The organism is Xanthomonas sp. WHRI 1810A (assembly GCF_040202885.1).
Lineage (GTDB): Bacteria > Pseudomonadota > Gammaproteobacteria > Pseudomonadales > Pseudomonadaceae > Aquipseudomonas.
The window spans coordinates 527418-549468 of record NZ_JBEGED010000001.1 but is presented as its reverse complement, the minus strand read 5'-3'; the positions used below and the strand labels follow the sequence as shown (position 1 = coordinate 549468).

The following is a 22051-nucleotide window of genomic DNA, read 5'->3' as shown; positions in this document are numbered from 1 at the left end:
TTAGAAACCTACCGCCGTGGCTTTATCGATCAGCCAGTTCAGCGAGGGACCACGGTCGCTGACCACTTCCACCGGACGGCCGGCCAGGTTGCTGTTGATCGAGTCGTCAGGCTTGATCTGCACGCGGATGTCCGACGACAGATCAACCGGGTTCAGGCTGGTCGCGCTGACGATCTGACCGCCGTGGGTGCCTGGCTCGCCGGCCACCTGGAAGTTGACGCGAGCACCAGGCTGCACATCGGAGAACTGGCGATAGGTGAAGCGGGCATCGACGTTGGCAGCCACGTTGCGCGGGGTCAGCTGGAAGATCACCTGACCTTTCGAGGCGTACTGACCGTCGGCTACCAGTTGCTTGCCGACCACGCAATCGCATGGGCTGGTCAAGGTGCCTGCCATCTGGCGACCGAACAGTTCTTCGATCTTGGCCGGCTGCATTTCGTCAGGGTCCAGGTTGCCCTTGAGCATTTCCAGCATGTTGGTGCTGAACGAGGCGAGCGGGGCGCCCTTGGCAACAAAACCATCCGCGCCGACCAGGCTGGACACCGTGCCTTCGCGTGGCATGGTCACGTCGGTGGTGGGCACGCTGACCAGACCTGCGGTGGAGTGGCTGACGAAGTACATGCCGTACACCGACTTGAAGACAAACCCGAAGGCCGCCAGGCCGACGATGAAGATACCGGCGCTGAAGACCACGGCGCGCAGACGACCGAACGCGGTCATGCCGCTGCCGCCATCCTTGATCTTGCGGGCCTTGGTGAAGTTGTCGCGCTGCAGGGTCGCCAGCACTTCGCCCATGCTGACGACTTCGCCGCTCAGGTGGGAGGTGATCAGGTGGCGCAGGGTCGAGATGTCCTGTGCGTCGAGGTTCTGGAACTGCGCGCCAACGCGACCGGCCGCCGCGTCAAAGGAGCGGACCTGGATTTCCACGTCCATCGCCAGACCGAGGTTGTCGATCACAAATTGCAGACGACCCTTGTAAACCTGGCCGACGGTCAGTGGGTGGTCGCCCACGTTGAACGCCAGACCGCCTGCGGACAGGTCATCGACCTTGGCATCGATCGTCGCGCGGTCATTGCCTGTCAGACGGATTTTGGCTGGAATCCGGACGCGTGCGTGTTGACGCTGAGCTTCGGATTCGTGGACGACATTCACATTCACGGCGGTATTCATGGCGGTAATTCCTGAGTAATCGAGTTGATCCATTAGTCCGGCTGAGGCTCGTTCAAACCATTGTCAGCAGTACTGCAACGAAAATGCTTCCAGCCGAAAACGTCATGGTTCGAGACGACCAGGTGTTGAACCACCCCTGGAAGCTGGCCATGTCGCGGCTAAGTTTGGTGTCCTGGCGGGTCCAGGACTGGCGGTCGAGGCGAAAGAAAACGTAGATCTTCATCAGCGCGCCAACAATCTGGTTGTAATAGAGAATCACCGGGTAGGCCGGTCCGATCGAGTGCCCGCTAAGGGACAGCAACAACGTGAGAATCAAACGGGTAATACCGATCCACAGCAGATAAACCAGCAGGAATTCGAAGCCGTACTTGAACATCGCGATCACGGCAACGGTGAGGCCCAGCAGGGAGGTCCACATCGACACGCGCTGGTCGAACAGCACGATGCTGGTAAACACGCCCAGACGACCGACGCCCAGGCCAAGGGCCCGAGAGTTCTGGCGCAGGTTGTTGCCGTACCAGCGATACATCAGTTTGCGGCTGGCCTTGAGAAAGCTCTTCTCCGGCGGGTGCTCAACGGTGTTGATCGCGGCATCGGGCACGTAGAAGGTGTCGTAGCCCAGGCGCATCAGGCTGAACCAGCTGGACTTGTCGTCGCCGGTCAGGAACTTGAAGCGGCCCAGACGCCAGTGCTGCAGCGAATCGCTTTCAACGTCGGCGATGAAGGCGGGGTCGGTGACCACGGTGGCGCGGAACACCGACATCCGGCCGGTCATCGTCAACACGCGCTTGGACAAAGCCATGGAGCACATGTTGATGTGACGCTGGGCGAAACGCAGTTTGTGCCACTCGGCCATGATGTAGCCGCCGCGCACTTCGCAGAACTCATTGGTGGTCAGGCCGCCGACATTTTCGAACAGCTGGAACCAGGGCACGGTCTTGCGCACGACGCCTTCGCTGAGCACGGTGTCGCCATCGACCACCGCAACCACGGCGCGGTCGTCCGGCATGTGCCGCGAAATCGCCCGGAAACCGAAGGCCAGGCCGTCACGCTTGCCGGTGCCGGCGATGCGCACGAAGTCCAGCTTCACGTGCTCGGGCGGGTTGTGCTTGGCCCACAGCGCCTTGACCAGCAACTCGTCGGACATTTCCACCAGAGAGCAGACCACGGTGGTCGGGTAGCCGCACTCGATGGCTTCACGAATCACCGAGCTGTACACCTGGGCGGTGGTCAACGCGTCAATCCGGAAGCTGGTCACCATGAGAAACACATGGGAGGGATCGGCCGACTTGCCCAGCTTGCGCACCTTGCGACGCAGGTGCGGGTAAACGACATACAAAAACAACATGCCCCGCACAAAGTGCGTTGCCCCCATCGAGTAGCGCCAGATACCGACGATCCCGATCAGGAAAATAAAGTTCTTCGACTGTGAATCGAAGATGCTTGAAGGCAGCGCCATCGCGATGGCAGCCAGCAAGCTTAGATAAAACAGCCAACCTGCGGCATTCAGTAAGCCGTGCTTTAGCCTGAGCATAATGTGTATCCGCTTAGTGAAAAACAGAGGACCGTTGGAGCAAGGCTTGCCCGCGAATCAAAGCAACGCGGTGCGTCAGATAGCCTGCGTCGCCAGCTTCGCGGGCAAGCCTCGCTCCTACAGGAGCCTTACCAGCAAATACCTTCGGTCTGACCGTTTTCTTCGGTCGCGTTGGCCATGAAGCCGACCAGGTCGATGACGCGCTTGCCAGCCGGCGCGTTATTGGCCAGAGCGCGGAAGCGCTCATCGCGGTTACCGAGGATGATCACGTCGGAGTTGTTGATCACTTCGTCGAAGTCCGCGTTGAGCAGGGACGACACGTGAGGGATCTTCGACTCGATGTACTCTTTGTTCGCGCCATGGACACGCGCGTATTCAACGTTCTTGTCGTAGATGCTCAGGTCGAAACCCTTACCGATCAGCATTTCTGCCAGCTCGACCAGCGGGCTTTCACGCAGGTCGTCGGTGCCGGCCTTGAAGCTCAGGCCCAGCAGCGCCACTTTGCGAGAATCGTGGGCCGCGACGATGTCGAATGCGTTCTGTACTTGCGACACGTTGCTGCGCATCAGGGAGTTGAGCAGCGGTGCCTCGACGTCCAGGGAACCGGCGCGGTAGGTCAGGGCGCGGACGTCTTTCGGCAGGCAGGACCCGCCGAAGGCAAAACCAGGGCGCATGTAGTACTGCGACAGGTTGAGGGTCTTGTCCTGGCAAACCACTTCCATCACTTCGCGACCATCAACGCCGACAGCCTTGGCGATGTTGCCGATTTCGTTGGCGAAGGTGACCTTGGTGGCGTGCCACACGTTGCAGGTGTACTTGATCATTTCGGCAACGGCGATGTCCTTGCGGATGATCGGCGCGTCGAGCTCTTCGTACAGCGATTGCAGAACGTCGCCCGACGCCTTGTCGAACTCGCCAATCACGGTCATCGGCGGACGATCGTAGTCGGCAATCGCGGTGCTTTCGCGCAGGAACTCAGGGTTCACGGCGACACCGAAATCGACACCGGCTTTCTTGCCGGAGCAGTCTTCCAGGATCGGGATGACCACGTTGGCGACAGTGCCCGGCAACACGGTGCTGCGAACCACGATGGTGTGGCGGGAGGTCTTGTCACGCAGGACGAAACCGATTTCGCGGCAGACCGACTCAATGTAATCGAGCTCCAGGTCGCCATTCTTTTTGCTCGGGGTACCGACGCAAATCATCGACAGGTCAGTGGCACGAATCGCTTCAGCGAAGTCAGTGGTGCCACGCAATTTGCCGTTCTTGATGCCCTGGTCCAGAAGCTCGCCGAGGCCCGGTTCAACAATGGGTGATTTACCCTGATTGATCAGATCGATCTTGGCGCTAGAGATGTCTACGCCAACAACATCATGACCGCGCGCAGAAAGGCAACCGGCACATACTGCACCGACATAGCCCAAACCAAAGATGCTGATATGCATCGTAATCTCCTCGATTTTTACGCCATTAGTTGGCCGGATATAAATACTGTCATCAACTTTCATGCGCTTGTTTACACAACACATAAATGTCGTTAAACAAGCGCAGGCAACTACAGGCAAAAAATAAGTATGAGGGCCTCAAATAAGGCTGACTCAAATGCTACAGAATGAAGACGCCGGGTAGCCCATGTAAGAATGAATGGGTTCCCGATCTGGGATACGGCATAGCACTCCGGTAAATAGGTCGAGCCGCCTGTCGCGCCTCTGGCTCAAGGGCTTGCCCTTGGTCAGTCATGTCCTGCTCGATGGGTGGTCAGGCCCCGGTATGGTGCTCGCCTGATGTTCAGCAACTAGTTTGGTGCGTGACTCCCTTTACGTACCGCGTCGACCCCTTGGGCCTAAACTCGTTGGGCAACTTCCAGATACGTCTCAAGTCCATGTAAGAGATGTCTTACAGGCGGACGTGAATTGTTACGGGATGTAGGAGCGCTGTATTTCGAGATAAGTTCCTGGCCATTCGTCCTCTTTTTGAGATTTTCTCGAACGCGGCTGGAAAATGAGGTAGTTGCAGGGTGCTAGCACTAAGCCCCAACCCCTAGTTATAGGGCCCTTGCGCTAGATATGTATAAAATTGCCATCACTAGATAAAATCAAAGTGCCACTATGAAAATAAGGTGTTAAATTTTTGAGACTTTCGAAGTCGCCGGAAACTTGCCTTTATATTGGCGCCAATAAGCCGTCAAAAGACGGCTCTGCACGAGGAATTTTTAATCAAATTCGGACGCACGATGACGACGCGACACCTCAAACGGATCCAATCAAGCCTCCGGGGTGTCCCGCAGGAACACAAAGGTGTCTTTTTTGGAGTGCTCGGCGCTGAAGCGATAGCCACTTACGTCGAACTGTTTCAGGGCATCGGGGTGTTTGATGCGCTCCGAAATGACAAACCGGCTCATCATCCCCCGCGCTTTTTTCGCGTAGAAGCTGATGATCTTGTATTGGCCGTTTTTCAGGTCACGGAATTCGGTGTTGATCACGCGCGCTTTCAAGTCCGGGCGCCGGACCGCTGAAAAGTACTCGTTGGAGGCCAGATTCAGCAGGACGTCATCACCCTGTGCGGCCAGCGCTTCATTGAGCCATTCGCTGATGCGCGATCCCCAGAAGGCATACAAGTCTTTGCCGCGAGCGTTGGCCAGTTTGGTGCCCATTTCCAGACGGTACGGCTGCATCAGGTCCAGCGGCCGCAGCAGGCCGTACAAACCCGACAGCATGCGCAGGTGCTTCTGCGCGTAGTTCAGATCAGCCTTGGTCAGGGTTTCAGCTTGCAAACCGGTGTACACGTCGCCCTTGAATGCCAGCAGTGCCTGCTTGGCGTTATCGGGAGTGAAGGCCGGGTTCCAGCTGCCGAAGCGTGCGGCGTTGAGGCCCGACAGTTTGTCGGAGAGGTGCATCAACTCGCCGATCTGGGCGGGCGTCAGTTCTCGGAGTTGGGTGATCAGCTCCTGAGAATGATCCAGGTATTGCGGTTGCGTGTAGCGATCGGTAATCGGCGGGGTTTCAAAATCGAGTGTTTTTGCGGGGGAAATCACCATCAGCATGCGGTTGTCTCCTTTAATCGTGCGGCGATTCTAGAGGTTGTGCGCAGGTGACTCCAGCTATGGTGGCAATAGGGACTCTTTAGGCGTGCGCTTGTCCGCGATCGCGTCAGGTCAGTCAGCGCATTCGGCAAAGACGAACCGCAATCGCGGGCAAGCGCGCTCCTACAACGTGGAGGCCAACTGCGGTGTGCCAGGCAAGACACTTCGCGAACAAGTTCGCGCCTGCAGAGGGGTTCGCCTTATAGTGCCAACGCTTATTCCAATGTTGATGATCAGGGTAGGGAGCCGTTGTTTTGCGCACAGTTTTATTGATCGCAGCCTGTCTGGTCGGGCTCACTGCGCAGGCCGCGCCTGTGGAAGTCGCGACGCTTGATCGCAGCGTCTGGCCCGAAGCGTTGGTCACTCCGCAACTATTCGATGTCGCCTCGCGCGCCGAGATTCTCGGTTTTGCCCACCAGCTGCTGGAAAGCGAGCAACTGGAGGAAAGGCAGCTCGCCGCGCGCCTCGGTCTGCGGCAGATCAACCTGGCCTCGATCAACGTCATCCGCACCCGCTTGTGGACGCGCCTGTTCGAGAACTACCAGTTCGCGCAAAAAAGCTGTGATCAGGATGCCTCGTTCTGTGTGCTGGTGGACGACCTGCCGATGCTGCGCCAGCGCGCCGGGGAATTTCAGGTGGCGGACGACTCCTTTTACGCGCGGTGGGCAGCGCCCGCGGCGGCGTTCAATCAGCGCTACCTGAGCGAATTGCTGCGCATGGCGGCCCTGTTCCCCGTCACCAGCAGCGAAATCGAGCGCTACAACTCCGATGAGCTCAGTGGCGAGGAAATGCCTGATCGCACCTTCCTTCTCAATTTCGACAGCGGCCCCACGGTGGCCGACGGCGCCACTGACTGGCTGGCGGACTTCATGCGCCAGCAAAAAATCAACGCCACGTTCTATGTGCTGGGCAAATCCCTGCAGACCCGGCTGGACGCCAGTTCAGCTGCTGCGCTGCAGACACTCTATAAACAGCAGTGCGTTGGCATCCAGGGCTGGGAGTACCGTTCGCATGCCCACTGGGCCGATTGGCAGGACTCCATCACCCGCAGCGCGGCCCTGGTGCAGCAAACCCTGCCGGACAATTTCGTCCCGCTGTTTCGCCCGCCGTACGGTCATCGACGCGCCGACAGCGCCGGGTTTTTCCGCGATCAGCAGTTAAGCGTGGCGCTCTGGAACATTGACGCCCAGGACAGCACCGGCCAGCTGGACGCCGAACAAACCTCACAGCGCGTATTGACGCTGATGCTGCTGTGGCGCAAAGGCACGCTGGTGTTCCATGACGCAAACAAGATCGCGCAGCAGGCGGTGCCGTGGTTGATGGCCAACACGGCGCAGTCAGGTGTGATTTGGGAGGACTGTCATATTTACCCGCAGCAGCTGTCGGACGAATCCGAAACAGTGATGCCCGATGACACAGAGCAGGAAGAACCCGGCGAGCAAGCGCCAGAAGATGAGCCGCAAGTGCCGTCAGAACAGCCGGATGGGCCCGTAGATCAAGGGGATGAGTGAATAAGGAGGGGGACAAGCGCTGGATTTGCCGAGGATTTTGCCCCGACCGGACTTCCGACTGTAAACGCGTGCGAAGCGTCCGCCAAGGGCTATTCGTCATGCTGAGAAATAAACATCAAAACCCGGAAAAATACTTTTTTATGTCATGGGTTTTGCGGTATTACGACAGTAGACCGCCGAACCCTGCAACACAGGTGGCGTCACCCAGACTCCACTTTGCGCATTTCTTTCCTGCCTCAAGGAAAGTGTTTCGGCGGCCTTTCTGTAGCGCAGTATCGTTGTGTGCTGCGCTATCTGGCTTCTAATAAGGTGAGCGAGTATGGATGACCACGGACGCACCCCTTCCTCTAACCAGCCAATCCTCTACGTGCTCGATACCAACGTCTTGATTCACGATCCAAACGCGCTGCTCAATTTCGAAGAACACCACGTCGCCATCCCCATGACCGTCCTGGAAGAACTGGACAAGCTCAAGGCGGGCAAGCATTCGGTTGCTGCCGAGTGCCGTCAGGCCATTCGACTGATCGACAAGACACTCGGCGAAGCGACCCCGGAGGAGGTCGAAAAAGGCGTACCGATCGATCGCGGTACAGGCGTGCTCAAGGGTTATCTGTCCATCCTGATGACCAAGCGCGAAGAGCCCAACAGCCTGCTGCCCGAGCACCTGAACGACAACATCATCATCAACCAATTGATTGACCTGCACGCCCGTAAAACGGACTTGCGTATCGTGCTGGTCACCAAAGACATCAATATGCGCCTCAAGGCCCGTGCGTGTGGGATCGCGGCCGAGGACTACAGCACCGACCAACTGGTGGACGACGTCGCCCTGTTGTCGCGCGGCTATCAAAACATGACCGGTTCGTTCTGGGACCGGGTCAGCAAGGTCGACACCCGTCAGGAGCGCGGCCGCACCTGGCACCGCGTGCAACTGTCCGAAGCCCTGCCGCCGATGCACATGAATGAATTCATCATTGATGAGCAAGGCTTTGTCGGCTGGGTCAAAGGGGTCAAGGCCGATGAGTTGCTGATTCTGGACATGCATCAGGAACCGTTGATGCACCAGGAAGCCTGGGGCCTCAAGCCGCGGGACATCTACCAGGGCCTGGCGCTTTTTGCGTTACTGGACCCCGATATCCATCTGGTCAATCTGTCCGGCGCGGCAGGTTCCGGTAAAACCATCCTGGCCCTGGCCGCTGCCATCGAGCAGACCATGGTCACCAAGCGCTATCGCCGCATCATCGCCACCCGCAGCGTGCAGGGGCTGGACCAGGAGATCGGCTTTCTGCCCGGCACCGAGGCTGAAAAAATGGAGCCATGGCTGGGGGCGATCACCGACAACCTGGAAGCCCTGCACATGGATGACGAGAACACCCATGGCAGCGTCGATTACATCCTGAGCAAAGTGCCGCTGCAGTTCAAATCCCTCAACTACATCCGGGGCCGCAGTTTCCAGCAAAGCCTGATCCTGATCGACGAGTGCCAGAACCTCACGCCGCACCAGATGAAAACCATCATCACCCGGGCCGGCGCCGGCTCGAAGGTGGTCTGCCTGGGTAACCTGGCGCAGATCGACACCCCCTACCTGTCGGCCACCAGTTCGGGGCTGACCTACCTGACGGAGCGCTTCAAGGATTTCCCCAACGGCGTGCACATCACCCTGCAAGGGGTGCCACGCTCGATCCTGGCTGAGTATGCGGAGAGTCATTTGTAAACAACCCGCTGCATAACCCTGTAGGAGCGCGCTTGCCCGCGATTGCGATCTGTCAGTGACCCTTATGTCATCTGACACACCGCTATCGCGGGCAAGCGCGCTCCTACAGTTCACTGCACACAAGCGCTACAATCCCCGCTCCTGCTCAGGAGTACCAATGTGCTGACTCATCTCGATTCCCAAGGTCGCGCCAATATGGTCGACGTCACCGAAAAAGCCGTGACGTTCCGTGAAGCCGTGGCCGAAGCGCGCGTGCGCATGCTTCCTGAAACCCTGCAAATGATCGTCTCGGGCGGGCACCCGAAAGGGGATGTGTTCGCCGTGGCGCGCATTGCCGGCATTCAGGCCGCCAAGAAAACCAGTGACCTCATCCCGCTGTGCCACCCGCTGATGCTCACCGGCGTCAAGGTTGAACTCAGCGCCGAAGGCCACGACACCGTCCACATCATCGCCCGGTGCAAGCTGTCGGGGCAGACCGGTGTGGAGATGGAAGCCTTGACCGCCGCCAGTGTGGCGGCGCTGACCATCTATGACATGTGCAAGGCCGTCGATCGCGGCATGGTCATCGAGCAGGTGCGTCTGCTGGAGAAACTGGGCGGCAAAAGCGGTCATTTCGTGGCCGATGAAACGGTGGAGGCGAAATGACCATCCACGTTCAGGTTCAATTCTTCGCCCGGTTTCGCGAAACCCTCGGTACCGAAAGCGAGCGCCTGGAAGGCACGTTCGCCACGATCGACGCAGTCCGCCAGCACTTGCTGGGACGCGGTGGCGTATGGGATGTGCTGTCCGAGCCGAACATCATGTGCGCGCGCAACCAAGAGCTCTGCCAACTGGACGAACCGGTCGAGCAGGGCGATGAAGTGGCGTTTTTCCCCACTGTCACCGGAGGTTGAGCATGGCCGTCCGAGTGCAGGCCACGCCGTTCGATCCCGGCGCTGAGGTCAACGCCCTGCATGCCGCCAATGTCGGTGTCGGTGCGGTGGTGAGCTTCGTCGGTTACGTGCGGGACTTCAACGACGGCCGGGAAGTGGCGGGGATGTTTCTCGAGCACTACCCCGGCATGACCGAAAAGGCCCTGGGCAAGATCGTCGAAGAAGCCCGGCAACGTTGGCCGTTGCTCAAGCTTGAGGTGTTGCACCGGGTGGGCGCGCTCGAGCCGGGCGAGCCGATTGTGTTTGTCGGTGTCGCCAGCGCCCATCGGCAGGCCGCATTCCAGGCCTGCGATTTCGTCATGGATTACCTGAAAACCCGCGCGCCATTCTGGAAGAAAGAAACCACGTCACAGGGGCCGCGCTGGGTGGAAGGGCGTGACAGTGATCATGCGGCGGCCGATCGCTGGAAGTGAGTGCAAGTTGTAGGAGCGCGCTTGCCCGCGATTGCGGTGTGTCAGACGAGATAACCGTGTAGAGACGGAATGCTATCGCGGGCAAGCGCGCTCCTACAGCTAAGCGCGTTTGTTCGAATCGCTCGACAGATTCATGGCGCCAGAAAGGCGGCATAGGTGTTGACGTCAGTAGTGGGTCCCCTTACGATTGCGGCCGTTGATATCACAGTGATGTCACGAAGGACGATCACATCGCCTTCGAGGATTTGGCAGTTTGGAGATTCATGTGAAATCGCTACAGCGCGTTTTGTTATCAGGGATGACAGCGGCCACGTTGGCGTTGATGGGTGGTTGTGCAACGGAAAGCTCTCGAGCGCTGCCTGTGGAGAAAGTCGAAAGTGCGTCCACTGCTTATGCCGGCGTACGCACGCCCATTGCCGTGGGCAAATTCGATAACCGTTCCAGCTACATGCGCGGGATTTTTTCCGACGGCGTTGATCGACTCGGCGGCCAGGCCAAGACCATCCTCATCACCCACATGCAGCAGACCCATCGCTTCAGCGTGATGGACCGCGACAACATGGTCGAGATCGGTCAGGAAGCCGCGTTCAAGAACAAGGCTCAGCAGATCAAGGGCGCTGACTTCGTCGTCACGGGCGACGTGACCGAGTTTGGCCGCAAAGAAGTCGGCGATCAGCAATTGTTTGGTTTGCTGGGCCGTGGCAAACAGCAGATTGCCTACGCCAAGGTTGCGCTGAACATCGTCAACATCAACACCTCTGAAGTGGTTTATTCGACTCAAGGTGCTGGCGAATACCAACTCTCCAATCGCGAAATCATCGGCTTCGGCGGCACCGCCAGCTACGACTCGACGCTCAACGGCAAGGTCCTGGACCTGGCGATGCGTGAGGCGGTGAACAGCATGGTGCGCGCTATCGACAGCGGCGCCTGGAAACCAACGACTAACTGATTCACAGGGAAGTGTCAGCATCATGGCAAAGAAAATGATCGGGTTGCGGGTGATCGCGGCCGTCGCGGCAACCGTGTGGCTGGGTGGCTGTGTGCAACAGCCCAAGACGTTGTACCAATGGGGCAGCTACCAGCCTGAGGTGTACGAGTACTTCAAGGGCGAGCCTAAGGAAGTGCAGGTCGCCAAGCTGGAAGAAGACTTGCGAAAGATCCGCGCGACAAACGGCAACCCGCCGCCGGGTTATCACGCGCAACTGGGCATGCTGTATGGCGGCCTGGGCAAGGATGACCAGATGGTTCAGGAGCTGCGCACCGAGAAAGCGCTGTTTCCGGAGTCGGCAACGTACATGGATTTTCTGCTTAGAAACGTCAAGACAGGAGTCGCCTCCAAATGAGCGCACGTTATCTGAAACTCTCAGCCTGTCTGCTGGCTGCAACCGTTCTGGGTGGCTGCGTCGCACCGAAAGCCTCTGTCGATTATTCGGCGTTCAAGGAAAGCAAACCGCGTTCGATCCTGGTGATGCCGCCGGTCAACGAGTCGCCTGACGTCAAGGCCACCTATAGCCTTTACTCCCAGGTGACGTTCCCGCTGGCGGAGGCGGGGTACTACGTTCTGCCGGTTGGATTGGTCGATGAGACGTTCAGGCAGAACGGTCTGACCAACGCCACGGACATTCAGGAAACATCGCCCGCCAAGCTGCGTGAGATCTTCGGCGCTGATTCGGCCCTGTACATCAAGGTGACTCAGTACGGCACCACCTATATGGTCATCAGCAGCCAGACCCTGGTGACGGCGACCGCCAGACTGGTGGACCTGCGCACCGGCACGACGCTGTGGACCGGTACCGCCGGTGCCTCCAGCGATGAGGGCGGCAACAACAGTGGTGGCGGCTTGATCGGCATGCTGATCACCGCTGCGGTGAAGCAGATTATTAACAGCTCTACTGACGCGGCCCATCCGATTGCCGGTATTGCCAGCGCTCGTCTGTTGTCCGCGGGTCATCCAGCGGGCCTGCTGTACGGACCACGCTCGCCCAAGTACGGCACTGACTGAAGATCTGCCCCTTCTCGGGTTGCGCGCATCAATCTGTAGCAGCCAACGTGTTGGCGAAGCGGCTTGTCAGGCAAGCCTAAAACGCTTCGCGAACACGTTCGCTTCTACAGTTACCTGCGTGTTTCAACGATGCGTCAGGCCGATTAACGTATCGGCCACATGGCGAGTGCGCTGGGCCGTGCCTGCCGTCTGCTGGCTTGAGCCTTCGAGTTCTGCCAGCAGGCCGGTGAGCGTGCCCACTTCGGTGGATTGATGCTCGATGTGCTCAGCCACTTTACGGATCTCGCTGCTCAGCCGGTCGATGTCCGAACCGATCTCGGTGGCGTTTTGCGTAGTCTTCTCGGCGAGTTTGCGCACCTCGTCTGCCACGACGGCAAAACCTCTGCCCATCTCGCCGGCACGCGCCGCTTCAATCGCGGCATTAAGTGCCAGCAAGTTGGTCTGCCCGGCAATCTGCTGGATCACCTGCACGATGGACTGAATGCGCAGGCTCGACTGGGCCAGCTCCCGAGAACTCAACACCACGTCATCCGCTTGCCCTGCCAGGGCATTCACCGTCGCACTGGCTTTGCCGATGACGCCCCCTTGCTGGTCGATGGTGCCACCCAGTTCGTCCATGGACACATGCAACTCGCCGGAGTAACGCTGCAGCTGAGTCGAGATGTCCGCTTGATCCGCGTGTGCCTGATGCAGCACCTCGCCCAGATCCGATAGCCCGGAGAAGACCGGCTTGATGTGCTCGTCCAGGCCTTTGGTGTCGATGGCCGAATTGAAGTTGCGCAGCTTGAACTGTTCGATCTGCTTGACCACCACATGGTTAAGCCCGGAGAGCTTCTTGATCTGGCGGCGCAGGAAAAACGCTTTGAACTCACCGTAGTAGGCGATGAAGTTATCGATGTAATCGTCGCTGAAGCTGGCGTTGTCTGGCACCCGGAAGAAGAACACGGCCGTCAGGGTCTGATTCAGGTTCAAGCCCAGGATCTCGCCGAAGGTCGAGAAGCCGACGACGGGGGTCTTGCCGAACACGCCACCCATGCGGCCCAGTTCGGCGCCGTTGTTGAGGCGGCGCAGGATGCAGTCGCTCAATAAGCCCACCAGCGGGGTGCCTTGCTTGTTGCGCAGGAATTTCGCGAAGTCCTCGCGCGTGGTATCCACCAGCGGCGTACGCTTGACCATCACCAGCTCTTCGCCGGGCGCCACGTCACAGAACAGATAAATGCGCTGGCTCTGCTGGTCGATCCTGGCGATGGAGCGCACGAACAATTCGTCGCCCACGCGAATGGCGAACGAGTAATTGGCCAGGTGCCCTTCGAGTTGATCAGGCAGGCAGCTGAATTTTTCGCAGAGCGCCGTCACCATGCTGGTGATTTCCCCACGGGCGTTGATCACCTGACTGATGTAACGCTCTTCCAGGGACGCGGTCAGCACGCTCAGGCTGAACGGTGTCGGCTCGAAGTTCTGGCTTTTGAACACGCCGAACCGGGTGTTTTTTGCGCTCTTGAGAAACACCACCTGGGCGTGGTTGACGTAGGTGCGTTTGCCGTCGTGGATCGCGGTGGTCTTGAAGTCGCTTTTGCCACCCGCCGAACCACCGACGAACAGGCACGGGAAGCGGCCCGACTCGTAAAGGGCTTCCATGAAAAACGATTCGGACGCCGATAACCCGTCGAACGTGACGTAGGCCAGCGTGTCCCGGTGATCAATGACCGTCGACACCGGGGTGCGTTTGATTGAATCCACCAGTTTTACCAGCCGCTCGCGCATGGGCAGCGCGCGCCCCTGACCGCGAATGTCTTCGCTGTGCAGGGGGATGTGTACGCATTCGGCTGACGCGATGACGCTGGCGTCAAACATGGCCAGCACGATCCTGTCCCACGTATTGCCGGTGGCGCAGTAAAGGCCATCGCCTGCCGAATGCAGCTCACCCGAGGTGGTGCACAGGCTCAGTGTGGCGTTGGGAAATCGCTGGGCGATTGCGCGAGCCGCCTGCTCCAGGTCGACATGCGGTGACACGAAGCCGGTCAGGTAAACAGGCTCGAAACGCAGGGCCGCCAGTTGAGCACTCAGCTCTCTGGCGGTGGTCACGACCGTCAGCACGCCGGTTTTGTCGGAGGCGATTGACTTGAATCGAGAAAAGAAACTCATGAGCGATATCCAATAAGTAAAGGCCTTGAAGACCTTCTATTGGCTGAGCTATCGGCTTGGGAGGGTAAAAGCTGAGATCTGGCGTCAGACCGTTTGGCGGATCATCCCCGAAAGAGGCGCCGATCTGTGGGGATATACCCCCGCTGCGCGGCAATGAGCGTCGCCGCGAGCGGAACGGGGGATTACTCGACGGCAGGTTCAGATTTGGGCTGACGCACCACCGCACGCAACAGATGCGTCGGCGGGGTTTCGCAGCTGATCTTGCGACCGAGCTTTTCTTCGATGGCCGGCAACTGATAGGAGTCATCTTCCCCGGCGAAGCTGATCGACACGCCATCGGCGCCCGCGCGACCGGTACGGCCGATACGGTGGACGTAGTCGTCCGGCACTTCCGGCAGCGTGAAGTTGATCACATGGCTGATGCCATCGATGTGAATCCCGCGACCGGCGACATCGGTGGCCACCAGCACGCGAATCTTGCCTTCGCGAAAGCCTTCCAGGGTCTTGATGCGTTTGTGCTGCGGCACATCGCCCGAGAGCTGCGCCGCGTTCACACCGTCACGCACCAGGCGTTCTTCGATGCGCCGCACTTCATCCTTGCGGTTGGCGAACACCATCACCCGCGCCCAACCGTTGTCGGTGACGAGGTTGTACAGCAGCTTGTATTTGTCGGCACCGGCCACGGCGTAAACGTGCTGTTCAACCGTATCGCTGGCGACGTTGAGGGATTCGATTTCGACGATGGACGGGTCCGTGGTCCACTGCTTGGCGAGGTTCATCACGTCTTCGGTGAAGGTCGCGGAGAACAGCAGGGTCTGACGCTCGCCCTTGTGCGGGGTCTGGCGAATGATCGAACGCACCTGCGGGATGAAACCCATGTCGAGCATGCGGTCGGCTTCGTCCAGGACCATGACTTCGACCATGTCCAGGTGCACTTCGCCGCGCTGGTTGAAGTCCAGCAAACGACCGGGCGTGGCCACCAGGATGTCGCAGTGGCGGGCTTCAAGCTGCTTGAGTTGCTTGTCGAAATCCATGCCGCCCACGAACGTCATGACGTTAAGGCCGGTGTACTTGGTCAGCAGCTCGGCGTCTTTGGCGATCTGCACCACCAGCTCGCGGGTGGGCGCAATGATCAGCGCACGTGGCTCGCCCATGTAGCGTTCCTTGGGCGGTGGCGTCTGCTGCAACTGGGTGATGATCGAGATCAGGAACGCGGCGGTCTTGCCGGTGCCGGTCTGCGCGCGGCCAATGGCGTCCTTGCCCTTGAGCGTGAAGCCCAGAACGCCCGCCTGGATCGGCGTGCAGTACGGGAAGCCCAGGTCGTGGATGGCGTGCATCAATTCCGGGGACAGATCGAAATCGTGAAAGCGGGTCTTGCCTTCTTGCGGTTCTACGGCGAAATCTTCGAGCTTCCACGGCACCACGGGCGGTTTGGGCGCAGCGGGTGCGCGTTCGCGGCGTGGGCGTTCAGCTTTTGGCTCAACCGGTTTGGCTTCACCCGGCGCGGCATGACGGGCGGGCGGGATGGTCTCGGCTGGCAAGGCGACAGGCGCTGCAACTGCGGCGGTTCGCTCGCGCTGTACGCCTTCGATAGGGCTTTTGGCGACGGGGAGGGGAGCGGCTGCGGCGGACGCGAGCTGCTCAGCCTCGCTCTTGCCGAACATCTTTTTAAGTGCTTTGAGCACGGTCATCTCGTCAATTGATTAAGGAATGTACGCCGGGCAGTGTAAAGCAAGAACAGGGCCCGGCGTAGTGCCATACCAAATATGCTGAACAAATGAAAGGTCAGCGTGTCGCCTGGCGCAGCCGATCCCCGAGCCAGACGCCTATGTCGGCAATCTCTTGCGGTAACACTTCGTGCCCCATTGGGTATTCCTGCCATGTTGCGGTGACGCCCTGAGCCGTCAAGTGCTCATAAGCGGTGCGTCCCATGGCGTGCTGGACGACGCCGTCGTTCGAGCCATGCAGGCAATACACCGGAATCCTTTGCTGACTGGCCGACAGGGTCATGTCGTCCGAAAAGGTGGGTGCGTAGGTGGACAGCGCCAGCACGCCGCCAAGCGAGCCCTGCCAGCGCAGAAAGGCCGCATGCAGCACCACCGCGCCACCTTGCGAGAACCCGGCGAGGAAGATGCGCGCCGGGTCGATGCCGCTGTCACGCTGCGCCTCAATCAGATCAAGCACCCGCTGGGCCGAGGCTTCCAGCTGATCGGCGTCGATGGCGCGGGCCGGACTCATGGCCTTGATGTCGTACCAACTGGGCATTTCGTAGCCGCCGTTGATGGTCACGGCCTGAGTGGGCGCCTGCGGCAGCACGAAGCGCGTGGTCAGTAGCGACCGCTGCAAAGCCTCGGCCACGGGCATGAAATCAAAACGATCCGCGCCCAGGCCATGCAGCCAGATAACACAGGCGTCGGCTGCCTTTTCGGGTTGCAGAATAAGGGGTTCGCTCATGAGTGCTCCAATTGTGTGCGTGGTGTCCATCGGTGCGCGTTAAAGCGGTGCGCGCCGGCGTTCGAAGATGAATCAAGATGTCGCAAGACTACAAGTTTAGCGCTTGACCTGTCGCTAATTCGACAATGCCAGCATGGTGGTACGGGCTTTGCTACAAAACCTGCGGAGTGAAAGCGCTCACCTGTGTCGGTAACACTAACAGGCAACTGGATAGTGCCGTCCGGGGCGGCAAGGAGTCCATTCGGGAGGACTCCAGGCACGATTCGTCTCAGGCCCGCAGGGTCAGGGAACATCAGGGAGCTGAAGTCCGCAGGCCAGACATGACGCTGTAACACGGTTGACGAGATGATCTCGCGCCGGTAGCAGCTTCAGGCCTTGCGTCGAGTGACCCAAAAATATGCCAGCACGGGTTATCAACGCCTCACAAGGGTGCGACGGGACTAAAGCTCCTACACAACAAAGAGCAAACTGGAGGTTTGAATGAAGATGTTGAAATCCACCCTGGCCGTAGTGGCCGCCGCCGCAGCGCTTGGTATCACCGGGTTCGCTCAAGCGGGCGCGAAACTGGATGCCATTCAGAAGAAAGGCTTCATCCAGTGCGGCGTCAGTGACGGTCTGCCAGGTTTCTCGGTTCCGGACGCAAGTGGCAAGATCCAGGGCATCGACGCCGACTTCTGCCGCGCTGTTGCCGCTGCAGTGTTTGGCGACGCGACCAAGGTCAAGTTCAGCCAGTTGAACGCCAAGGAGCGCTTCACCGCGCTGCAATCCGGCGAAATCGACATCCTGTCGCGTAACACCACCTGGACCAGCTCCCGCGACGCGAGCATGGGCCTTGTATTCCCGGGCTTCGTGACTTATTACGACGGCGTTGGCTTCCTGGCCAACAGCAAGCTGGGCGTGAAAAGTGCCAAGGAACTGGACGGTGCGACCATCTGTATTCAAGCCGGTACCACTACCGAGCTGAACGTGTCGGACTACTTCCGCGCCAACAACCTGAAATACACCCCAATCACCTTCGACACCTCCGATGAAAGCGCCAAGTCGCTGGAATCCGGTCGTTGCGACGTGCTGACCTCCGACAAATCGCAGCTTTACGCACAGCGCTCCAAGCTGGCCAAACCGACCGATTACGTCGTTCTGCCTGAAACCATCTCCAAAGAACCTTTGGGTCCGGTCGTTTCCCGTGGTGACGAAGAGTGGACCACCATCGTTCGCTGGGTTGGCTACGCACTGTTGAACACTGAAGAAGCGGGCATCACCTCGAAAAACGTTGAAGCCGAAGCCAAGTCCACCAAGAACCCGGACGTCGCTCGTCTGCTGGGTGCCGACGGTGACTACGGCCCACAGCTGAAACTGAAGAAAGACTGGGTTGTTCAGATCGTCAAGCAAGTCGGTAACTACGGCGAGATCTTCGAGAAGAACCTGGGCAAAACCACTCCTCTGGCCATTGATCGCGGTCAGAACGCTCTGTGGAACGCTGGCGGCATTCAATACGCACCACCTGTGCGTTGATTGACCTGCACCCGGCCACTTGAAACGTGGCTGGGTGCTTCGTTCCAATTTTTACCGGGGCACTCCATGCAAAATCAAATCAGCGCACCAAAGCAGAGGCTGACCCTCAGCGATCCCAAAGTGCGCGCGTGGCTATTTCAGATAATCACGGTTATCGCTGTAGTCGCGATGGGTTGGTATCTGTTCGATAACACCCAAACCAACCTGCAACACCGGGGTATTACCTCAGGTTTCAGTTTTCTGCAAAACAGCGCCGGCTTTGGCATCGCGCAGCATCTGATTTCCTTCACGGAATCGGACAGTTACGCGCGCGTATTCCTCATCGGTCTGTTGAACACCCTGCTGGTGACGTTCATCGGTGTAATTCTGGCAACCCTGCTGGGATTCGTCGTCGGTGTCGCCCGCCTGTCCAACAACTGGATCATCAACAAGCTGGCCACGGTTTACGTCGAAGTCTTCCGTAACATCCCGCCGCTGCTGCAGATCCTGTTCTGGTATTTCGCGGTATTCCTCACGCTGCCGGGTCCGCGTGCGGCTCATGGTTTCCTCGGCTCGTTCTTCGTCAGCAGCCGTGGCTTGAACATGCCGGCCGCCATCACCAATGATGCAACCGCGCCGTTCCTGATCAGCATTGTGCTGGCCATCGTCGCGATCGTGCTGATGGCACGCTGGGCAAACAAGCGTTTTGAAGCCACGGGTGTGCCGTTTCACAAGTTCTGGGCCGGTCTTGCCCTGCTCATTGTGATCCCGGCGTTGTGCGCGTTGATCTTCGGCTCTCCCGTGCATTGGGAACTGCCCGAGCTCAAGGGCTTCAACTTTGTCGGCGGTTGGGTGTTGATCCCGGAACTGCTGGCCCTGACCCTGGCGTTGAGTGTGTACACGGCAGCGTTCATCGCTGAAATCGTGCGTTCGGGCATCAAGTCCGTCACCCACGGCCAGACCGAAGCGGCGCGTTCGCTGGGTCTGCGTCCCGGCCCGACGCTGCGCAAGGTCATCATCCCGCAAGCGATGCGTGTGATCATCCCGCCGCTGACCAGCCAATACCTGAACCTGGCGAAGAACTCCTCGCTGGCGGCCGGTATCGGTTACCCGGAAATGGTTTCGCTGTTCGCCGGTACCGTGCTCAACCAGACGGGACAGGCAATCGAAGTCATTGCCATCACCATGAGCGTGTACCTGGCGATCAGTATCAGCATTTCCCTGCTGATGAACTGGTACAACAAGCGCATTGCGCTGATCGAGCGGTGAGGAAACGCGCATGACATCCCATACTTTCAAACCCGATATGCCGCCGCCGAGCAAAGTGTTCGGCCCCATGGCATGGATGCGGCAGAACCTGTTCTCCAACTGGTGGAACACGGTCCTGACGCTGTTCGCGATCTACCTGGTCTGGCTGGTCGTGCCGCCATTGTTGAGCTGGGCGATCTTCAACGCCAACTGGGTGGGCACCACCCAGGCCGACTGCACCAAGGCGGGCGCCTGCTGGGTGTTCATCGAGCAGCGCTTCGGCCAGTTCATGTACGGCTACTACCCACAGGAGCTGCGCTGGAGGGTTGACCTGACCGTCTGGCTGGCCATCATCGGTGCTGCACCGCTGTTCCTGAAGATGATGCCGCGCAAGGCGATTTACGGCCTGTCGTTCCTGGTGATCTACCCCATCGTCGCTTACTTCCTGCTGCACGGCGGCGTGTTCGGCATGACTCAGGTGGCGACCAGCCAATGGGGCGGCCTGATGCTGACCCTGGTGATCGCCACCGTGGGTATCGCCGGTGCGTTGCCATTGGGTGTGGTGCTGGCGCTGGGCCGTCGTTCGGAAATGCCGGCGATCCGCGTGCTGTGCGTGACGTTCATCGAGTTCTGGCGCGGCGTGCCGCTGATCACCGTACTGTTCATGTCCTCGGTGATGCTGCCGCTGTTCCTGCCCGAAGGCATGAACTTCGACAAGCTGCTGCGGGCCCTGATTGGCGTGATTCTGTTCCAGTCGGCGTACGTCGCTGAAGTGGTGCGGGGCGGCATGCAGGCCATTCCGAAAGGTCAGTACGAGGCTGCTGCGGCGATGGGCCTGGGTTACTGGCGCCGGATGGGCCTGGTGATTCTGCCGCAAGCCTTGAAGCTGGTGATTCCTGGTCTGGTCAACACCGTGATCGCGCTGTTCAAGGACACGAGCCTTGTGATCATCATCGGCCTGTTCGACTTGCTCAACAGCGTCAAACAAGCTGCCGCCGACCCTAAATGGCTCGGTATGGCCACCGAAGGCTATGTCTTCGCGGCCTTGGTGTTCTGGATCTTCTGTTTCGGTATGTCCCGCTATTCCATGCATTTGGAACGTAAGCTGGACACAGGCCACAAGCGTTAGGAGTTTTGACATGAGTGAAGTTATCACCAAGCCTCTGGGCGCCGAAGGCATGATCCGGATGGAAGGCGTCCATAAATGGTACGGCCAGTTCCATGTGTTGAAAGACATCAACCTGAACGTGCGTCAGGGCGAGCGTATCGTCTTGTGCGGTCCGTCGGGTTCGGGCAAGTCGACCACCATTCGCTGCCTCAACCGTCTGGAAGAGCATCAGCAGGGCAAGATCGTCGTGGACGGCACCGAGTTGACCTCGGACCTGAAACAGATCGAAACCATCCGCCGCGAAGTCGGCATGGTGTTCCAGCACTTCAACCTGTTCCCGCACCTGACCATCCTGCAGAACTGCACGCTGGCGCCGATGTGGGTACGCAAGATGCCGAAGAAGAAAGCCGAAGAAATCGCCATGCACTACCTGGAGCGCGTACGCATTCCGGAACAGGCGCACAAGTTTCCCGGCCAACTCTCTGGCGGTCAGCAGCAGCGTGTGGCGATTGCCCGTGCCTTGTGCATGAAGCCCAAGATCATGCTGTTCGACGAACCGACCTCGGCCCTTGACCCGGAAATGGTCAAAGAGGTGCTCGACACCATGGTCGGCCTGGCCGAAGAGGGCATGACCATGCTGTGCGTGACCCACGAAATGGGCTTCGCCCGCACCGTGGCCAACCGCGTGATCTTCATGGACAAAGGCGAAATCGTGGAAGAAGCCGCGCCAAACGACTTCTTCGACAACCCGCAAAGCGACCGTACCCGTTTGTTCCTGAGCCAGATCCTGCATTGATCGGCTGAGCACAACGCAACACCCGAAACCCGGACCCAGGTCCGGGTTTTTTTATGCCGCCCCCGCTGTAGAACGGTGATCGAGGTGTATCAGGCAGACCGCGTTGGCAGGGTTTGCTGCCGCTGCGCGCCAGATCGCGGGCAAGCCACGCTCCCACGCCCTCCGGGCAGAAGCAGATCCGCGTGCCCCCAGGCTTTTGATTCTGGCCGACGGTCATGGGAGAAGCGGATCGCCGTGCCCCAAGGCTTTTGATTCTGGCCGCAGGCCGTGGGAGCTGACTTGTCTGCGATGGGGTGCGTAGCGGCCCTGAAACCAGGCGACCGAGGTGTGTCAGGCAAACCGAGTTGGCAGGGTTTACTGCCGCTTCGCGGCAGATCGCGGGCAAGCCACGCTCCCACGCCCTCCGGGCAGAAGCAGATCCGCGTGCCCCCAGGCTTTTGATTCTGGCCGA

19 protein-coding genes and 1 pseudogene are annotated in these 22051 nt (G+C 59.3%); 12 read left to right on the top strand and 8 right to left on the bottom strand.

Going from position 1 to position 22051, the window contains the following annotated elements; genetic code table 11:
* The 4 genes from ABQX22_RS02460 to yaaA form a co-directional block, all read right to left on the bottom strand.
* The gene (locus tag ABQX22_RS02460; RefSeq protein WP_349796130.1) at positions 1-1170 is read right to left on the bottom strand and encodes a PilZ domain-containing protein; all 1170 of its coding nucleotides are present in this window, start codon (positions 1168-1170) and stop codon (positions 1-3) included.
* A gap of 52 nt (positions 1171-1222) precedes the next feature.
* The gene (gene alg8, locus ABQX22_RS02455; protein WP_441005230.1) at positions 1223-2704 is read right to left on the bottom strand and encodes a mannuronan synthase; all 1482 of its coding nucleotides are present in this window, start codon (positions 2702-2704) and stop codon (positions 1223-1225) included.
* A 128-nt stretch (positions 2705-2832) separates the two neighbouring features.
* Positions 2833-4149, bottom strand: coding sequence for a nucleotide sugar dehydrogenase (locus ABQX22_RS02450; RefSeq protein WP_349796128.1), 1317 nt, complete (start codon positions 4147-4149; stop codon positions 2833-2835).
* Between the two features lie 818 nt (positions 4150-4967).
* Positions 4968-5747, bottom strand: coding sequence for a peroxide stress protein YaaA (gene yaaA / locus ABQX22_RS02445; protein ID WP_349796126.1), 780 nt, complete (start codon positions 5745-5747; stop codon positions 4968-4970).
* Positions 5748-6040: 293 nt separating this feature from the next.
* Between yaaA and ABQX22_RS02440 the strand changes: the two genes are divergently transcribed.
* The 8 genes from ABQX22_RS02440 (at position 6041) to ABQX22_RS02405 (ending at position 12358) form a co-directional block, all read left to right on the top strand.
* Complete coding sequence (locus ABQX22_RS02440; RefSeq protein WP_349796124.1) at positions 6041-7297, top strand: polysaccharide deacetylase family protein; 1257 nt, start codon at positions 6041-6043, stop codon at positions 7295-7297.
* A 319-nt stretch (positions 7298-7616) separates the two neighbouring features.
* Positions 7617-9011 (top strand): PhoH family protein, encoded by a 1395-nt coding sequence (locus tag ABQX22_RS02435; RefSeq protein WP_349796122.1) that lies wholly within the window; start codon positions 7617-7619, stop codon positions 9009-9011.
* A 195-nt stretch (positions 9012-9206) separates the two neighbouring features.
* A complete protein-coding gene (gene moaC, locus ABQX22_RS02430; RefSeq protein WP_441005238.1) occupies positions 9207-9656 on the top strand; it encodes a cyclic pyranopterin monophosphate synthase MoaC in 450 nt (149 codons plus the stop codon).
* A complete protein-coding gene (locus ABQX22_RS02425; RefSeq protein WP_349796118.1) occupies positions 9653-9904 on the top strand; it encodes a MoaD/ThiS family protein in 252 nt (83 codons plus the stop codon). Before moaC ends, ABQX22_RS02425 begins: the two co-directional genes overlap by 4 nt.
* Before the next feature lie 2 nt (positions 9905-9906).
* Positions 9907-10356, top strand: coding sequence for a molybdopterin synthase catalytic subunit MoaE (gene moaE, locus ABQX22_RS02420; protein WP_349796116.1), 450 nt, complete (start codon positions 9907-9909; stop codon positions 10354-10356).
* Between the two features lie 361 nt (positions 10357-10717).
* Complete coding sequence (locus ABQX22_RS02415) at positions 10718-11305, top strand: CsgG/HfaB family protein (RefSeq protein WP_349796114.1); 588 nt, start codon at positions 10718-10720, stop codon at positions 11303-11305.
* A 22-nt stretch (positions 11306-11327) separates the two neighbouring features.
* Complete coding sequence (locus ABQX22_RS02410; protein WP_349796112.1) at positions 11328-11699, top strand: DUF4810 domain-containing protein; 372 nt, start codon at positions 11328-11330, stop codon at positions 11697-11699.
* Positions 11696-12358: a DUF799 domain-containing protein gene (locus ABQX22_RS02405; protein ID WP_349796110.1), complete on the top strand. Its 663-nt coding sequence runs from the start codon at positions 11696-11698 to the stop codon at positions 12356-12358. The genes ABQX22_RS02410 and ABQX22_RS02405 overlap by 4 nt, the downstream gene beginning before the upstream one ends.
* A 123-nt stretch (positions 12359-12481) precedes the next feature.
* Here ABQX22_RS02405 and ABQX22_RS26840 read toward each other — a convergent pair whose 3' ends face one another.
* The 4 genes and pseudogenes from ABQX22_RS26840 to ABQX22_RS02390 all read right to left on the bottom strand — a co-directional run bounded on the left by ABQX22_RS26840 (position 12482) and on the right by ABQX22_RS02390 (position 16957).
* On the bottom strand, positions 12482-12976 hold the full coding sequence (locus ABQX22_RS26840; RefSeq protein WP_441005237.1) for a methyl-accepting chemotaxis protein: 495 nt from the start codon (positions 12974-12976) through the stop codon (positions 12482-12484).
* A gap of 372 nt (positions 12977-13348) precedes the next feature.
* Positions 13349-14503, bottom strand: a pseudogene (locus ABQX22_RS26835) (FIST signal transduction protein); the annotation flags it as partial.
* Between the two features lie 182 nt (positions 14504-14685).
* Positions 14686-16188, bottom strand: coding sequence for an ATP-dependent RNA helicase RhlB (rhlB, locus tag ABQX22_RS02395; RefSeq protein WP_349796106.1), 1503 nt, complete (start codon positions 16186-16188; stop codon positions 14686-14688).
* Between the two features lie 100 nt (positions 16189-16288).
* Positions 16289-16957, bottom strand: coding sequence for an alpha/beta hydrolase (locus tag ABQX22_RS02390; RefSeq protein ID WP_349796104.1), 669 nt, complete (start codon positions 16955-16957; stop codon positions 16289-16291).
* Between the two features lie 480 nt (positions 16958-17437).
* On the opposite strand from ABQX22_RS02390, the gene ABQX22_RS02385 reads away from it, so the two are divergent.
* From ABQX22_RS02385 to ABQX22_RS02370, 4 genes are all read left to right on the top strand, one after another.
* Complete coding sequence (locus tag ABQX22_RS02385; RefSeq protein ID WP_349796102.1) at positions 17438-18469, top strand: amino acid ABC transporter substrate-binding protein; 1032 nt, start codon at positions 17438-17440, stop codon at positions 18467-18469.
* Positions 18470-18535: 66 nt separating this feature from the next.
* Positions 18536-19717, top strand: coding sequence for an amino acid ABC transporter permease (locus ABQX22_RS02380; RefSeq protein ID WP_349796100.1), 1182 nt, complete (start codon positions 18536-18538; stop codon positions 19715-19717).
* A 10-nt stretch (positions 19718-19727) separates the two neighbouring features.
* On the top strand, positions 19728-20825 hold the full coding sequence (locus ABQX22_RS02375; protein ID WP_349796098.1) for an amino acid ABC transporter permease: 1098 nt from the start codon (positions 19728-19730) through the stop codon (positions 20823-20825).
* Positions 20826-20835: 10 nt separating this feature from the next.
* On the top strand, positions 20836-21600 hold the full coding sequence (locus ABQX22_RS02370; RefSeq protein ID WP_441005229.1) for an amino acid ABC transporter ATP-binding protein: 765 nt from the start codon (positions 20836-20838) through the stop codon (positions 21598-21600).
* The last annotated feature ends 451 nt before the right edge of the window (positions 21601-22051 follow it).

Bases quoted from the DNA above. Each gene is read 5' to 3' on its own strand.
- alg8 (WP_441005230.1), bottom strand. From the start codon at position 2,704: ATGCTCAGGCTAAAGCACGGCTTACTGAATGCCGCAGGTTGGCTGTTT.
- ABQX22_RS02380 (WP_349796100.1), top strand. From the start codon at position 18,536: ATGCAAAATCAAATCAGCGCACCAAAGCAGAGGCTGACCCTCAGCGAT.
- moaE (WP_349796116.1), top strand. From the start codon at position 9,907: ATGGCCGTCCGAGTGCAGGCCACGCCGTTCGATCCCGGCGCTGAGGTC.
- ABQX22_RS02425 (WP_349796118.1), top strand. From the start codon at position 9,653: ATGACCATCCACGTTCAGGTTCAATTCTTCGCCCGGTTTCGCGAAACC.
- ABQX22_RS02370 (WP_441005229.1), top strand. From the start codon at position 20,836: ATGAGTGAAGTTATCACCAAGCCTCTGGGCGCCGAAGGCATGATCCGG.
- ABQX22_RS02460 (WP_349796130.1), bottom strand. From the start codon at position 1,170: ATGAATACCGCCGTGAATGTGAATGTCGTCCACGAATCCGAAGCTCAG.
- yaaA (WP_349796126.1), bottom strand. From the start codon at position 5,747: ATGCTGATGGTGATTTCCCCCGCAAAAACACTCGATTTTGAAACCCCG.
- ABQX22_RS02435 (WP_349796122.1), top strand. From the start codon at position 7,617: ATGGATGACCACGGACGCACCCCTTCCTCTAACCAGCCAATCCTCTAC.
- ABQX22_RS02385 (WP_349796102.1), top strand. From the start codon at position 17,438: ATGAAGATGTTGAAATCCACCCTGGCCGTAGTGGCCGCCGCCGCAGCG.
- ABQX22_RS02375 (WP_349796098.1), top strand. From the start codon at position 19,728: ATGACATCCCATACTTTCAAACCCGATATGCCGCCGCCGAGCAAAGTG.
- ABQX22_RS02450 (WP_349796128.1), bottom strand. From the start codon at position 4,149: ATGCATATCAGCATCTTTGGTTTGGGCTATGTCGGTGCAGTATGTGCC.
- ABQX22_RS02405 (WP_349796110.1), top strand. From the start codon at position 11,696: ATGAGCGCACGTTATCTGAAACTCTCAGCCTGTCTGCTGGCTGCAACC.
- ABQX22_RS26840 (WP_441005237.1), bottom strand. From the start codon at position 12,976: ATGGACGAACTGGGTGGCACCATCGACCAGCAAGGGGGCGTCATCGGC.
- moaC (WP_441005238.1), top strand. From the start codon at position 9,207: ATGGTCGACGTCACCGAAAAAGCCGTGACGTTCCGTGAAGCCGTGGCC.
- ABQX22_RS02410 (WP_349796112.1), top strand. From the start codon at position 11,328: ATGGCAAAGAAAATGATCGGGTTGCGGGTGATCGCGGCCGTCGCGGCA.
- ABQX22_RS02390 (WP_349796104.1), bottom strand. From the start codon at position 16,957: ATGAGCGAACCCCTTATTCTGCAACCCGAAAAGGCAGCCGACGCCTGT.